Here is a 13880-nt window from a genome sequence, read left to right on the forward strand (position 1 = left end):
CATTGCGTGAGCCGCGTCACGTCAATTCTCAGCCGGCCACGAACCGCGCGGACCGAATCTGCCAACGGGTCACGGCCGCCGGGGACTCGGAGACCAGTTGGCGCAGCCGTCCCCACAGCTCCTCGGAGACCCGGCCGATTGCCAGGCCGGTTCGAGCGTGTCGTTCACCGGCACGACTCGCCTCCCTCAGGAGTTCGTCAGCGCGTCCTCAACGGGTCGGTCGCCAGGGCGGACAGGCCGTGCTCCGGGGCGATCTTCGCCTCGAACCCCAGTCCCGCCTTTGCCCTCTCTGGGGAGGCGACGACGTGGCGGACGTCGAAGGCGCGGTAGTCGCCGGTCAGCACCGGCTCCCGGGCGCCGGCGGCAGCAGCCAGGGCCGTGGCCATCTGGCCGATGGTGAACGTCGTCCCGGACGCGATGTTGTAGGGCGTCAGCCCGGACGGGTGCTGCGCGACCTGCTCGATCGCCAGGACGTTCGCGCGGGCGACGTCGCGCACGTGCACGAAGTCGCGGACCTGCTGGCCGTCCTCGAACACCCGAGGGGCCTCACCCCGGGCGATGGCGGAGCGGAAGATCGCTGCGACGCCGGCGTACGGGGTGTCCGCGGGCATCCCGGGACCGTAGACGTTGTGATACCTCAGCGCGACGGCCCGCGAGCCCTCGAGCGTGCACCATGCGGACGCGTAGTGCTCCTGCGCGACCTTCGATGCGGCGTAGCTGGTGCGCGGCAGGAACGGGGTGTCCTCGCCGATCAGCCGCCATGTGATGTCCCCGCCGCACACGGGGCACCGCGGGTCGTAGCGTCCGGCCGACAGGTCATCCTCGCGGCGCACCGCGGGCGGCACGTCCCCGTGCGTCGGGCAGGTGTACCGGCCGTCGCCGTAGACCACCATCGACGAGGCCAGCACGAGATCGCGGACCCCCGCGCGGGCCATCGCGGCGAGCAGCCGCGCCGTACCGGCGTCGTTGTGCTCGGCGTAGTCGGGCAGGTCCTGCGCATCGACGCCGTTGCCGACCATCGCCGCCTGGTGGCACACCACGTCGATGCCCTCGAGGACAGCATCCAGCCGGTCGCTGCGCAGGTCGAGCCGCTCAACGCCCCTTGAGCCGTCTTCGCCCCTTGAGCCTGTCGAAAGGTCGCCCGCTGACGGCCAGTGCGCCTTGTCCAGGAACATGTCGAGCGCGACCACCTCATGCCCGCGCTCGCGCGCGACCTCTCCGATGTGGGTGCCGATGAACCCGGCGGCGCCGGTCAGCAGGATCCTCATGGCAGCGTCAGCGGCAGGTTCATGCCGTCGAGCGCGTGCGAGCACGAGCAGTCACGGTCGTCGCCCAGTCCGGCGACGACCCCGCTCAGCAGCTTCTTGAGGGTGTCGGTGTGCTCAGCGAACACCTGGAAGACGGCGTCCATGCTGACCGACGACGCCTCGTCCACGCCGGCGTCGTAGTCCGTCACCAGAGCGACCGTGGCGTAGCAGAGGGCCAGCTCGCGGGCGAGGACCGCCTCGGGATGCCCGGTCATGTTGATGACCGACCACCCCTGGTCGGCGTACCACTTGGACTCGGCGCGGGTGGAGAACCGCGGCCCCTCGACGACGACCATCGTCCCGCCGTCGACCGGACCCTGGCCCGCCAGACCGTTCAGCAGGTGCCCGCGCAGCCGCGCGCAGTACGGGTCGGAGAAGGAGACGTGGATGGCGCCGGTGTCGTAGTAGGTCTGCTGGCGGCCGGACGTGCGGTCGACCAGCTGGTCCGGCACGAGGAACGTCCCCGGCCCGTACTCGACCTGCAGGCCGCCCACGGCGCACGGTGCCAACACCTGACGGACGCCGAGGCTGCGCAGTGCCCACAGGTTGGCCCGGTAGGGCACCTTGTGCGCCGGGAAGTCGTGGTGGGCGCCGTGCCGCGGCAGGAAGGCGACCGACCGGCCCTCGACGGTGCCGACCGAGATCGGCGCGGACGGCTTGCCGTACGGGGTGTCGACCTCGATCTCCTGCGGGTCCTCGAGGAACGTGTAGAAACCGGATCCACCGATCACGGCGACGTCGGGGCGGGGCGATGCGCTCATGCTCCGAGCATGGCAGGACCACGCGGCGCCGGCAGGCCGAGAGCCTGTCGCCTCCCCAGGCGCCTCCTCGGTTGGCTACAGTGGGCTCGTCGTCGCAGGACGTCACGCCGATGTAGCTCAGTGGTAGAGCGCTTGCTTCCCAAGCAAGATATGCGGGTTCGATTCCCGTCATCGGCTCCGAGTGCAGCGAGGAGACGCTGACGGGAATCGAGTGGGCCCCATCGACGCGGCCCTCCCCCGCGGCGAAGCCGCCACCCGAGGGCCGCCCTGCAAGGGATCCCGTCATCGGCTCGCTTCACTCTCGTCAAGACGCTGCCTTACGGTCCTGTGAGTCCGACCCCGCGAAGGACTAGCATCCAGCACGTGGGCGGTTCTCCGGAAGGGTTCGAGTACGTCCGCCGCGCCGACGGCAGCGTGATCATCACGCACCACGGCCGGGTGGCGGCGAAGCTGCGAGGCGGCCGCGCCGCGCAGTTCCTCGCCGAGGTCGAGGACAATCCCCAGCTGACCATGGCCCGGTGGACCGGGAACTACCGGCACGGCAACGAGCGGGTGGCGCGTCAGCATCCCCGCAACAGGCGCTGAACGCCGCCTTACGCACGGGCGCGGGCCCAGCGAGGCGACGACCGTTGTGTGCGCTGCCGTTTGCATGTACTACTCCTTCAAGGAGGAGTCATGCGACGAGCAGCAGCACTTCTGGCAGCGACTGCGTTCGCCCTCGTCCTGACAGCGTGCGGCAGCGACGGCACCACGAGCCCAGGAACGTCCAGTTCCGCCCCTCCGCAGGGTGCTGCCGGGGCCGAGAACTCATCCAAGACCTGGGACGACGAGGAAAGCAGGGATCGGTACCTCGCCTTCGTCGAGCCGGGCAATGCGAAGCTGAGTCAGCTGAAGGCAGTGGCGGCGGAGGCAGCCGGCCAGACCGTCTTCACCGCCGAACAGCTCGCCGCGATCAACGCCGTCTGTTCGGACCTCGCAACGATCAACGACGAGCGAAGCGAGAAGCTGACCAAGGGGAAGTGGCCTGACGGTGTCCGGCCCGCGATCGACGACCTCGTCATCTCCCGCAGGAGCGACTCCCTCGCCTACCGGAAGTGCGCCACGGCCAAGGACACTGCCGAGATCACGGCTGCAGTCGATGACCTGGTGAGGGCCAACTCTTCGGCCAGGTCCGCCGTTGTCCGTGAGGCGCTGGGTCTTCCCGAAATACCTGAGGTGGCAGGACCGACCCAGTAGCGCCTCTCCGCTCCGAAGGCGCCTTTCGTCCGGTGGATTCATAACCCCCCGGGGGGTTGTGTTATGGTCGATTCGATAACCCCCCGGGGGGATACTCGAACGCCCCCTCGCCTGCATCCCGGAGAACACATGTCCACGCCCATTCCCGGCCCGCTCGGTCGACTCGGCACCTGGGTCACCACCCACGCGCGCCTGGTCACCGTCGTGTGGCTGCTTGTCATCATCGCCCTGGGCCTCTTCGCCCCCAAGGTCGAGCAGAATCTGTCCGGCGCCGGCTGGCAGGCCAACGGCTCGGAGTCCGTCGCGGCTCGCGAGCTGGCCAAGGACCACTTCGGCGGCAACGCCTCCTCGGCCATCCAGGTCGTCGTGCACAGCACGGACGGACCGGTCACCGAGGGACGGGGCGCCGAGGTGCTTGCCGACGTGACCGCCGCGCTCGAGGCCGAGCCCCGTATCGCCGACGTGGTCGCTCCGCAGCCGGGCGCCACCCTGAGCCAGGACGGCTCGACCGCCATCGTCCTGGCCGGCGCCGGCGTCGACACGAACGAGATGGTCCGGGTCGCGACCGATCTCAAGGGCCCGCTCCAGGAGCTCAGCACCGATGGCGTCCAGGTCAACCCGACCGGTTCGTCCCTGCTGTGGTCGGACTTCAACGAGGCCAATCTCGAGGCGATGCTGAAGTCCGAGATGGTCTCCTGGCCCGTCACCCTGGGCATCCTCGTGCTGGCCTTCGGCGCACTGGTCGCCGCGGGTCTGCCGCTGCTGCTCACGCTGGCCGGCCTGCTGGCCTCCGCGGGCTCCCTGGTGCTGATCAACGAGCTCGTCCCCGTCTCGATCTGGGCGATGAACTTCGCGATGATGTTCGCCCTCGCCCTCGGCATCGACTACGCCCTGTTCCTCGTCGTCCGCTACCGCGCGGCCCGGATGGGCGCGGGCAAGTCGGCCCGTGAGGCGGTCGCCGAGACGATGGACACCGCAGGCAAGGCCGTCCTGCTGTCCGGGCTCACCGTCCTGGTGTCACTCTCGGCGGTCATGCTCGTCCCGTCGCCGTCGTTCCGGTCGATGGCCGGCGGCATCATGATCTCGGTCGTCTTCGTCCTCGCAGCGACCCTGACCCTGCTCCCCCTGGTCCTGTTCAAGCTCGACCACCGCATCAACAAGCTCGCGCTGCCGTGGGTCAAGGACGGCGAGCACCGCTCGCGCCGGTTCGCGGCGTGGGGTGAGCGGCTCTGGCGCCGGCCCATCGTGTGGGGCACCGCCTCGCTGGTCGTCCTGATCACGCTCGCCGCGCCGGTGCTGGGCCTGAAGACCGCCATGCCGTCGATCAAGGTCCTGCCCGAGGACGCCTCGGCGCGGGTCGGCTACGACCGCGTCCAGGAGGCATTCGGCGACGGCGCCCCCGGCACGCTGCAGATCGTGGTGAACAAGGAGCAGGCACCCGAGGCCACTTCGGTCCTGAGCGCCGACGACGGCATCGCGGCAGCCATGCCGGCCCAGCCGGCCGCGGACGACTCGGGGCTCGCGATGGTCCAGGCCGTCCCGACGGTCGACCCGTCGGACCCCGCGCTGGCCGACACCGTGGAGCGACTGCGCGCCGACCTGCCCGACACCGCATACGTCGGCGGGGCCCCGGTGGAGAACCTGGACCTCAAGTCCCAGCTCGATAGCTCCACACCTCTGGTCATCGGCGTCATCCTGGCGCTCGGCTTCCTCCTGCTGCTGATCGCCCTGCAGGCTCCGCTGATCTCCCTGCTCGGGACGCTCGTGAGCCTGCTGTCCACCGCCGCGGCGTTCGGCGTCGCGCGGCTGATCTTCCAGGACGGCTGGGGATCGGGCCTGCTCGGCTTCGAGAGCCAGGGCTTCCTGGACGCCTGGGCGCCGGTGTTCTTCTTCGCGATGATCTTCGCGATCGCCATGGACTACACGGTGTTCCTGCTCGCATCTGGCAAGGAGCACTACGAGCGCACGGGCGACCCGAAGGAGGCCATGGTCGGGGCCCTCGCGAGCTCCGGGCGGGTCATCTTCGCCGCCGGCGCGGTCATGGTCGCGGTGTTCTTCACCTTCGCCCTGTCCGGTCCACTGCCGCCCAAGGAGATGGGCGTCGTCCTGGGCGTCGCGGTGCTGCTCGACGCATTCCTGGTGCGCCTCGTCCTGCTGCCCGTGCTGCTGCGCCTGACCGGCCGTGCCGCCTGGTACGTCCCGGCCTGGCTCAAGCGTGTCCTGCCGAAGATCACCTTCTCGCACGGCTGAGACGCCCCAACCCCTTTCAGAACGGAGATCTCATGAACATCGACCGCGCTGTGATGGCCCTGGCCGGAACCATGACGCTGATCGGCGTCGTCCTGGCCGCCCTCACCTCCCCGTGGTGGCTGCTGCTGCCGGCCTTCGTCGGGCTCAACCTGCTACAGGCCAGCCTGACCGGGTTCTGCCCGGCCGCATCGATCCTGCGCCGCGCCGGCGTCCCGGCAGGGTGCGCGTTCAAGTAGGACGCCTCTGCGCTTCCACCTACCGGGAGATCGTCACGTTGAACGTCGGCGACCGCAGGGCGCGCACGGTCGCGAAGAACAGCGGTGCGACGTGCTCGGTGGCCAGCGCCGTGTCGATGCCCCCGAGGTCGAGGATGTTCCGGTCGGGCCAGCCCAGGTCGCCGAGCAGCGTCCGGGTCATGTCCTTGGCGTCGGCATCGTCCCCGCTGACGAACACGGTCGCGTCGGGCAGCGAGTCGAGGGGGTCGACCATGATCGTGAAGTTCATGGTGTTGAGCGTCTTCACGACGCGCGCCCGCGGGAACTGCGCCTGCACGCGTCCGGCGACGCTGTCACCGGGATACGCCATGGTCATGTCGGGCGCGAAGGCCGCCGACGGGTCCAGCACGATCTTGTCGCCCAGCGCGGCGGCACCGACGGCCTCCAGCGCGCCCACCACGCCCGTGCCCGGTATCGCCGTGATGACCACCTCGGCGCCCGCGACGGCGTCCCGGTGCGAGACCACGCCCCCCTCGCGGGCGGGAGCGCGTGACCCGTAGGTCACCTGGTGACCGGCCGATGCCAGCTTCGTCCCGAGCGCGGAACCGACCTTGCCCGTGCCGAGCACCGCGATGCTCACCACGGAATGACCCCGGCGTCCTCGAAGAATCCGCCCGTGGGCCCGCCGTCGGGCAGGGTCGCCAGCCGGATCGCGGTGGCGGCACCCTGCTCGGGGGTCCGGACGCCGCGGAAGCCGTTGAGGTCGGTCGCCACGAAGCCAGGGCAGGCGGCGTTGATGAGGATGTTGCTGTCGCCCAGCTCCCGGACGTACTGGATCATCACGGCATTCAGGAACGTCTTCGACGGCGAGTAGGCCGCGGCGACCGGACCCGTGCTCAGCTCGCCGACCGAACCGGACTGGCGGGTCAGCGAGCCGACCCCGCTGGACATGTTCACGATGCGCGGGGACGCGGCGCGGCGCAGCAGCGGCAACATCGCGTTGGTGACCCGGATGACGCCCAGGACATTGGTCTCGACCACCGTGCGGATGATGTCGAGGTCGATGCTCGTCGGCTCCTGCGGCACACCACCGGTGATGCCGGCATTGTTGACCAGCGCGTCCAGGCGCCCGGAGCGCTCGGCGAGGAGGTCGGCCGCGGCGGCCACGCTGCCGTCATCAGTGACGTCCAGCGGGACGGCGAACGCGTCCACCCCGCGATCGATCAGCCGGGCCACCGCGTCGTCCCGGCGGGTGCGGTCACGCGCTCCGACGCCCACGCTCCAGCCGAGCGCACCGAGTCCTGCCGCGATCTCGTAGCCGATTCCCTTGTTGGCTCCCGTGACGAGAGCGGTCTTCGTGTCAGTCATGACTTGAGCGTGCGGGCCGGGCGCGGGCAGCCCCAACACCGTCTCGGTCACGCCCGATACCGAACGGGTATCGACGCTGCTCCGCGGGGCTACGCTGGGCTCATGGAGACCAGGGAGCTGCGCTACTTCGTGGCGGTCGCCGAGGAGCTGCACTTCGGACGCGCCGCCGACCGGCTCGGCATCGCCCAGCCGCCACTGTCCCGCGCGATCAGCCAGCTCGAGCGCCGCATGGGCGTCACGCTGCTCGAGCGCGACAGCCGCTCGGTCACGATGACCCCCGCCGGCGAGGCACTGCTGCACGAGGGCCGGGCCGCGCTCGACGCGATGGAGGCCGCCGAGCACCGGGCCCGGCGGGCCGCCGTGGAGATCGCAGCACCCCGGCTGGTGATCTCGACCAAGGCCGGCGCGTCCAGCGAGCTGCTGGCCAAGCTGCTGAACGCCTACGCCGCCGAGCCCGGTTCCGTCCACGTCGACGTGACGCTGTGCCCGCCGGGCGAGCAGGGCCGCCCGATCCGCACGGGCCGCGCCGATGTCGCGATCCTGCACAAGCCTTTCGACGACACCACCGGTCTGGACACCGAGGAGCTGCTGACCGAGGGCCAGGTCGTGGTGCTGCCCGCAGGTCACCCGCTCACCGCAAAGGACGAGCTACGGCTGGCCGACCTGGACGGGCTCACGGATCTGCCGATGCCCCGGTGGCCCGCACCGGACGGCAGCTACGCCGACGGGCCCGGGCCCGAGGTGCAGAGCCACAGCCAGCTGCTGCAGCTCATCGCGCTGGGGCGGACGCTGATGGTGGCGCCGGACTCCTGCCGCGCCCAGCTCGGCGAAGGCCTGGTCGCCAGGCCGCTGGCGGACGCCCCCGCGGTGACCACCGTCATCGCGTGGCCGCCCGCCAGCCGGTCACGGGCGGTGGCCGATCTGGTCCGGACCGCCACCCGTCTCTGAGCCCGGACCTCTTCCGAACGGCCTAGGCAGGCTGCTCGACCAGCTCGTCCTCCTGCGAGGACTTCTTGTCGCGCTTCTCGGGCATGTACTTCGGGCCGAGCGGCGCGTGCGGCTTGGCGCCGTCGCGGTTCAGCCACCGGTCGACCACGAGGACGTTCAGCGCGAGCCCCACCAGGCCCCAGGCGCCGATCACCAGCAGGTTGCCGCCGATTCCGGTGCCGTCGAAGTAGACCAGCGAGCGGGCGATGTCGACCGCCGCAGGCAGCGGCAGCACATCGCTGAGCCAGCGGAAGAGCTCCGGCACCATGTAGATCGAGAGGCCACCGCCGGACGCCGGGACGCCCGCGAGCATCACCACGATCATGACCGGCACGAGCGCACCGAGGCCCCACAGACGGATCAGGACGGCGCTGGTCCACGCCACGGCGAAGACCGTGAACGCGCCGACGCCGATCAGTGCCAGGGCGTGCCCGTTGACCGCCCCGATGAGCACGTCGAACAGGAACCACAGCCAGACCGAGATCCCCACCGACCAGCCCGCGACCAGCGGCAGCAGCTGGCGGGTCCGGGTCAGGTCAGGGGCGCCGCCGCGCATCACGGCGAAGAACAGGAAGCCGGCCATGATCCACGACATGCCGACGTACAGGCTGTTGCTGCCGCCGGTGTCGTTGTCCGTCAGCGCCGCGACGTCCTTGACCTCCAGCGGTGTGCCGCTCTCCTGCGCGATCGGGCTGAACATCTGGACGGCCGTCATCTTCTGGCTCGCGCCGGCGCCACCGGCCGTCAGCAGCTCGGGCGCCTGTCCCTGCGCGACGGGCAGCACGTACGCCGCCGCGATCTCCTGCTCCTTGATGAGCTCCTCGGCCTCGTCGGCCGAGTCGACGATCCGCAGGTCGACGTAGTCGCCCAGCTTCGGCTCGATCCCGTCCACGAAGGCGGACGCCTGAGGGCCGACGACCGCGACCGGCAGGTCCTTGAGGTCGGGCTTGTGCATCGACAGAGACATCAGCGTCACGACCGTGACCATGATGCCGAGCGGGAACGCTGCGACACCGAACAGGCGGCGCCGGTAGGAGGCGACCGGCCCGCCGGGCAGCGCCGCCAGGGGGGCATCCGGAGCCGTGTAGGCCGGGCCGGCGACGATCGGCTCGTCCGAGCGACGGTCCTTCAGGACCACCAGGACCAGCGGGATGACGAGCCACAGCGCCAGGGTGCGCACGTGGCCCCAGACACCCTCACCACCGAAGTAGATGACCGAGCGCAGGGCCTCGCCTGCGGCGGGAAGCGGCAGGACGCCGTGCAGCCAGCCGAAGAATCCGGGCATCGTGTCGATCGCCATGGCCAGGCCCGACGACGGGACGCCGAACACCACCCACAGCAGCATGCCCAGCAGCACGGCGAACGGCCCCATGATCTTGGTGAACAGCAGCTGCGAGACGGCGATCGCCATGACCGCGAGCGTGCCGACCCCGAGGAACAGCGGGTAGTGCCCGTCGACGGCGCCGACGACCGGGCCGAGGATGAACCAGATGATCGAGCTGGTGAGCACCGACCAGCCCAGCGCGATCGGCAGGAACTTCCGGGCCCGCAGCAAGTTGGGCGTGCCCGACAGCATGCTGCTGAGCGGGACGTAACCGGCCAGCATCATGCCCATCGCGGCGAACAGCACCATCGTGCCCGTGCCGTCGCCCTCGGGCAGGGGCGCCAGCTCGACCTTCTCGGGCTCCCAGCCCTCAGCGATCGCGGCAGGACCGAGCAGGCCCGACACGACGGACGCCTGCGACGCACCACCGGCCGAGGCCTGGTAGATCTTCGCGACGTCGCCGCTCGTGGGGGGCTCGATCGCGCCGGCGATCTGCTCCTGCGCGATGAGCTCCTCGACCTGGGCAGCATCGTCGACGACCCGCACGTCGAGGGCGTCCTTCGAGGTGCTGCGCAGCTGGTCGGCGAACTTCTCCACCTGCGCGCCGGTGCCGACGACCGCGACGGGCATGTTGCTCGGCTGCGGGCTGTGCATCGTGCTCATGTAGACCGCGTACATCATCGTCACGATCAGGAACGGCATGACGAACAGCGCCACCATGCGACCTTTGCGCTCCGCGGGTGTCTCCGGCGGTGGCGGCGGGTACTTCTGGTCGATGGTCTCGGCGGACGGTTCCACAGGCGCTCCTAGCGAATCGGCGACGATCCGTACAGACCGCTCAGCTATATTAAGTCATGTGGCGTAAAACCATCCGGGATGATGGTGTGACCCTCACGACCCACGCCAAGGAGATCCATGCCCCGCGCCGACGCCAGTGGCGACCTGCTCGACGCCGCGGAGCGACTCTTCGCCGAGAACGGCATCGCCGCGGTCTCGGACCGCAAGATCGCGGAGGCCGCCGGCAACAGCAACCACTCGGCGGTCCGCTACTACTTCGGTGGGCGCGACGGACTGCTCGACGCGCTGCTCGACCGCCACCTCACGGGCCTCGAGCCCGCACGCAAGGCCCTGTTCGAGCAGTCCGACTCGCTGCTGGGGGACGTCCGCGCGCTCGTCCTGCCGGTGACGTCGGCGTTCGCAGCACTGCCGACACCGAGCTACCGCGCCCGATTCCTCCAGCAGGCCTATGCCTATCCGGCGGCGGTCGCCCTGGTGATGGAGAAACGCGACCGGGCCCCGATTGCCGCGTCGGTCATCGCGTCGGTCGCTCGCAGGCTCGAGCACCTGGACCCCACGATCGTCAATGCGCGCATGCGCCTGATGACCCACATCCTCACCACGGCCTGCGCCGACATCGAGGCCCGTGACACCGACGTGCCGCAGTGGTCGCAGGCGGGAAACTTCCTCTGCGACGCGATCACGGGCCTGCTGCAGGCGCCCATCACGTCCCCGAGCTGAGCCCCGCCGAGACCGATGACCGGCCGGCTCGGACAGAATTTTTGTCCGGATTTCATCCTGCAATCGCAGCGCGAAACCCGGGGATGGCGCCCGGCAGCCCGTCCGACCACCCATCCACGTCCACACCCACGGCGAACCACTGGTGCAAGGCCCCCGACCTCACCAGCACGATCAACCAAGGATGTGGCTCACATGATCACCACCCGCTCGCACAAGAAGATGTTCGCCGGAATCGCCCTCGCCGCCGTCGCTGCGTTCCCGCTCGCGGCCTGCTCGTCGTCGGACTCCTCGGACTCGGCCAGCTCGTCGTCGTCGGAGTCCAAGGTCTCGGTCGCCAAGCCCGTCGCCCGCATCAACGCCCTGTCGGGCAAGGACACCGCCGTCAAGCTCGACCCCGGCTTCACCGACGCCCTCACGTCGCTCGGCCTGACGCCCGGCGTGGTCGGCGACGCGAAGCTCGAGGACGGGTCGCTGATCTTCCCGGTCACCGGCGGCAACGTCACCGTGTTCAAGAAGGGCGAGGCCAAGCCGTACGTCATCGGCCAGATCCAGCACGAGGGCTCGGGCTTCTCACTGACCGCGGGTGACACCAAGGTCGAGATCACCAACCTCAACGTGGACCCGGGCATCTCGCGCGTCTACGGCGACGTCTCGGTCAACGGCAAGACCGCCGCCAGCTCGGCGTTCATCTTCCAGCTGCGCGGCGCGACCCTCAAGCCGCTGCAGGTGGAGGGCGAGACCGCGATCCTCGAGGGCACCAAGGTGTTCATCAGCCCCGTCGCGGCCAGCCTGCTCAACGACACGTTCAAGACCGACGCGGTCACCGACCAGCTCGAGGTCGGCGTCGCGAAGATCACCGTCAACACCACCCCCGCCGCCTGACCCAGCCGCTCCCCCCGCTCCCTGAGCTTGTCGAAGGGACGAGGTGAAGGCACGGACCGCAGTGGGCGCCTCTCCCCCGGAGGCGCCCACTGCGTCGTCGTGCGGTCAGCCGGCGTTGTGCAGGTCGGCGACCGCGCGGGCCTCCTCGCGCAGCGCCTGCACGACGAGCCGCACCGACGGACGCTCGAACCGGTCCGGACGCAGCAGCGCGGCGATCTCGCGCTTGGCGCGGATGCCCACCAGCGGCCGGGTCACCAGACCGTTGCCGTGATCACGGGTCGTGAAGCGCGGCAGGATCGCGATGCCGTGCCCGCCGGCGACGAGGGCCTCGACGATGCCGTTGTCGGCGATGCGCTGCGCGACGTGCACGGGCTCACCGGTCGCGGCGACGACCTGGCTCAGCACCCGGTCGAACGGATAGTCGTGCGGGACGCCGATCCACGTCTCGCCGACGACGTCCTTGGGCGAGAGGCTCGCCTTGCGCGCCAGCGGGTGCCCCTCGGGCAGCGCCACGTCCAGCGGCTCGCTCATCAGCGGGACGATCTGCAGCCCGCGCTCGTGCCAGGTCGCTGACGTGGTCGGGGAGTCGGCGATGACTACGTCGTAGTCGGGGGTCAGATCGGCGAAGTCGATCCTGACGCCGTCCTCGTCCGAGCAGATCAGCTCGACCTCCGGGACGTCGGCCATCCGGGTCAGCGTCCCCGGCAGCAGCATCTCGCCTCCGGTCGGGAACGTCGCGATGCGCACCTGCCCGGCGGGACGCTCCATGTACTCACGCCACCGCCCTTCCGCGCGCTCGATCGCGACGGCGATCTCCGTCGCGGTCTGGACCAGTGCGCGCCCGGCAGCGGTGAGCGCGACGCCGCGTCCGGCCGGCTCGACGAGGACGTATCCGGCCTCGCGTTCGAGGACTTTCAACTGCTGGGACACCGCGGACGGTGTGACCTTCATCGCATCCGCGACCGCCCCCACGGTGCCCCGTTCGGCCAATTCCCGCAGCAACGCGAGCCGATGAATGTCCATGTAGTCAAACTATACGTTACATGCAGTTTTGTTCGCTTGTCCTTGATGGTTGAGAGCGCAACAATTAACTCACGGACCACGGCGGTTCGTACTCGAACGCCTCAGGAGGCACCATGCTCGTCCTCGGAATCATCATCGGGGCCGTCTCCGTGATCGGTATCTCCAAGACCGTCCGCGCCGTCTCGACCGACGGCTACGGACGCATCCCGGAGCGCACCTACACACCCCCGTTCAGCATTCGCTGATCACCCGTTGAACGGAGCCCCCACGACACGTCGCGGGGGCTCTTGTCATGTCTGGACGTAACGTCGGTGCCATGACGACGACCGGCTTCGACCTGGACATGACGCTGATCGACTCCCGCCCCGGGATCGGCGCGGTGTACGAGCAGCTCGCCACCGAGACCGGCGTCGCGATCGACACCGGCCTGGTCACGTCCCGCCTCGGGCCGCCGCTGGAGTGGGAGCTCGCGCACTGGTTCCCCGACGCCGAGGTGCCGCGGCTGGCCGACCGCTACCGCGAGCTCTATCCGCTGATCGCCCCTGACCTCGTCGCAGCGATGCCCGGCGCCCACGAGGCCGTCGAGGCCGCCCGGCGCATCGGCCGCACCATCTTGATCACCGCCAAGCACGGACCGAGCGCCCAGCTGCACGTCGACCGGCTCGGTCTGGCGATCGACGAGGTCTTCGGCCGCGCCTGGCGCGAGGGAAAGGCCGACGTGCTGCGCGCCGAGGGGGCGAACGTGTATGTCGGCGACCACGTCCATGACATGGAGGCCGCGCAGTCCTCGGGTGCCTTCGGGGTCGCGGTGAGCACCGGACCGTGCAGCGCCGACGAGCTCTCAGTGGCCGGCGCGGGCATCGTCCTGGACGGCTTGGAGCCGTTCGCCGACTGGTTCGGCGAGCGCCTGGCCGGCCAGGTGTGACGGGGCCGACAGTCGCCCGCTGACCCACCCCGCTTGTTTTTGGCCCACCTGAAGGCGGATACTTAAGTTACTAACCAGTAGCAA

At 69.9% G+C, this 13880-nt stretch carries 15 protein-coding genes and 1 tRNA gene; 10 read left to right on the forward strand and 6 right to left on the reverse strand.

Annotation, left to right across the window (positions count from 1 at the left end):
• Window positions 1-197: 197 nt before the first annotated feature.
• Entirely contained in the window at window positions 198-1268 is a 1071-nt protein-coding gene (locus NQV15_RS17215; RefSeq protein ID WP_232403691.1) for an NAD-dependent epimerase/dehydratase family protein, read from the reverse strand.
• On the reverse strand, window positions 1265-2068 hold the full coding sequence (locus NQV15_RS17220) for an S-methyl-5'-thioadenosine phosphorylase (RefSeq protein ID WP_232403692.1): 804 nt from the start codon (window positions 2066-2068) through the stop codon (window positions 1265-1267). The genes NQV15_RS17215 and NQV15_RS17220 overlap by 4 nt, the downstream gene beginning before the upstream one ends.
• 106 nt (window positions 2069-2174) lie before the next feature.
• On the opposite strand from NQV15_RS17220, the gene NQV15_RS17225 reads away from it, so the two are divergent.
• The 5 genes from NQV15_RS17225 to NQV15_RS17245 all read left to right on the forward strand — a co-directional run bounded on the left by NQV15_RS17225 (window position 2175) and on the right by NQV15_RS17245 (window position 5790).
• Window positions 2175-2245 (forward strand) — tRNA-Gly (locus NQV15_RS17225).
• Window positions 2246-2431: 186 nt separating this feature from the next.
• Window positions 2432-2653 (forward strand): hypothetical protein, encoded by a 222-nt coding sequence (locus NQV15_RS17230; protein WP_232403693.1) that lies wholly within the window; start codon window positions 2432-2434, stop codon window positions 2651-2653.
• Between the two features lie 90 nt (window positions 2654-2743).
• The gene (locus tag NQV15_RS17235; RefSeq protein ID WP_232403694.1) at window positions 2744-3304 is read left to right on the forward strand and encodes a hypothetical protein; all 561 of its coding nucleotides are present in this window, start codon (window positions 2744-2746) and stop codon (window positions 3302-3304) included.
• 129 nt (window positions 3305-3433) lie between these two features.
• Window positions 3434-5554, forward strand: coding sequence for an MMPL family transporter (locus tag NQV15_RS17240; protein ID WP_232403695.1), 2121 nt, complete (start codon window positions 3434-3436; stop codon window positions 5552-5554).
• A gap of 32 nt (window positions 5555-5586) precedes the next feature.
• The gene (locus NQV15_RS17245) at window positions 5587-5790 is read left to right on the forward strand and encodes a YgaP family membrane protein (protein WP_232403696.1); all 204 of its coding nucleotides are present in this window, start codon (window positions 5587-5589) and stop codon (window positions 5788-5790) included.
• A 19-nt stretch (window positions 5791-5809) separates the two neighbouring features.
• Here NQV15_RS17245 and NQV15_RS17250 read toward each other — a convergent pair whose 3' ends face one another.
• Window positions 5810-6412, reverse strand: coding sequence for an NADPH-dependent F420 reductase (locus tag NQV15_RS17250; protein WP_232403697.1), 603 nt, complete (start codon window positions 6410-6412; stop codon window positions 5810-5812).
• The gene (locus tag NQV15_RS17255) at window positions 6406-7137 is read right to left on the reverse strand and encodes an SDR family oxidoreductase (protein WP_232403698.1); all 732 of its coding nucleotides are present in this window, start codon (window positions 7135-7137) and stop codon (window positions 6406-6408) included. The genes NQV15_RS17250 and NQV15_RS17255 overlap by 7 nt, the downstream gene beginning before the upstream one ends.
• Window positions 7138-7239: 102 nt before the next feature.
• Between NQV15_RS17255 and NQV15_RS17260 the strand changes: the two genes are divergently transcribed.
• Entirely contained in the window at window positions 7240-8085 is an 846-nt protein-coding gene (locus NQV15_RS17260; RefSeq protein ID WP_232403699.1) for a LysR family transcriptional regulator, read from the forward strand.
• 22 nt (window positions 8086-8107) lie between these two features.
• Here the strand turns inward: NQV15_RS17260 and NQV15_RS17265 are convergent, their stop codons facing one another.
• Window positions 8108-10246, reverse strand: a complete 2139-nt coding sequence (locus NQV15_RS17265) for an ABC transporter permease (RefSeq protein ID WP_232403700.1) — start codon at window positions 10244-10246, stop codon at window positions 8108-8110.
• Window positions 10247-10363: 117 nt separating this feature from the next.
• Here NQV15_RS17265 and NQV15_RS17270 point away from each other — a divergent pair, with 117 nt between their 5' ends.
• Together NQV15_RS17270 and NQV15_RS17275 are read left to right on the forward strand one after the other, a co-directional pair.
• Entirely contained in the window at window positions 10364-10966 is a 603-nt protein-coding gene (locus NQV15_RS17270) for a TetR/AcrR family transcriptional regulator (protein WP_232403702.1), read from the forward strand.
• A gap of 192 nt (window positions 10967-11158) precedes the next feature.
• A complete protein-coding gene (locus NQV15_RS17275; protein WP_232403704.1) occupies window positions 11159-11848 on the forward strand; it encodes a hypothetical protein in 690 nt (229 codons plus the stop codon).
• A gap of 105 nt (window positions 11849-11953) precedes the next feature.
• Here the strand turns inward: NQV15_RS17275 and NQV15_RS17280 are convergent, their stop codons facing one another.
• Complete coding sequence (locus tag NQV15_RS17280) at window positions 11954-12871, reverse strand: LysR family transcriptional regulator (RefSeq protein ID WP_232403705.1); 918 nt, start codon at window positions 12869-12871, stop codon at window positions 11954-11956.
• Between the two features lie 113 nt (window positions 12872-12984).
• On the opposite strand from NQV15_RS17280, the gene NQV15_RS17285 reads away from it, so the two are divergent.
• Window positions 12985-13116, forward strand: coding sequence for a hypothetical protein (locus NQV15_RS17285; RefSeq protein WP_255670396.1), 132 nt, complete (start codon window positions 12985-12987; stop codon window positions 13114-13116).
• A gap of 71 nt (window positions 13117-13187) precedes the next feature.
• Window positions 13188-13796 (forward strand): HAD family hydrolase, encoded by a 609-nt coding sequence (locus NQV15_RS17290; RefSeq protein ID WP_232403706.1) that lies wholly within the window; start codon window positions 13188-13190, stop codon window positions 13794-13796.
• The last annotated feature ends 84 nt before the right edge of the window (window positions 13797-13880 follow it).

Origin of the sequence: Aeromicrobium wangtongii (assembly GCF_024584515.1) — a bacterium.
In the GTDB taxonomy this organism is placed as follows: domain Bacteria; phylum Actinomycetota; class Actinomycetes; order Propionibacteriales; family Nocardioidaceae; genus Aeromicrobium; species Aeromicrobium wangtongii.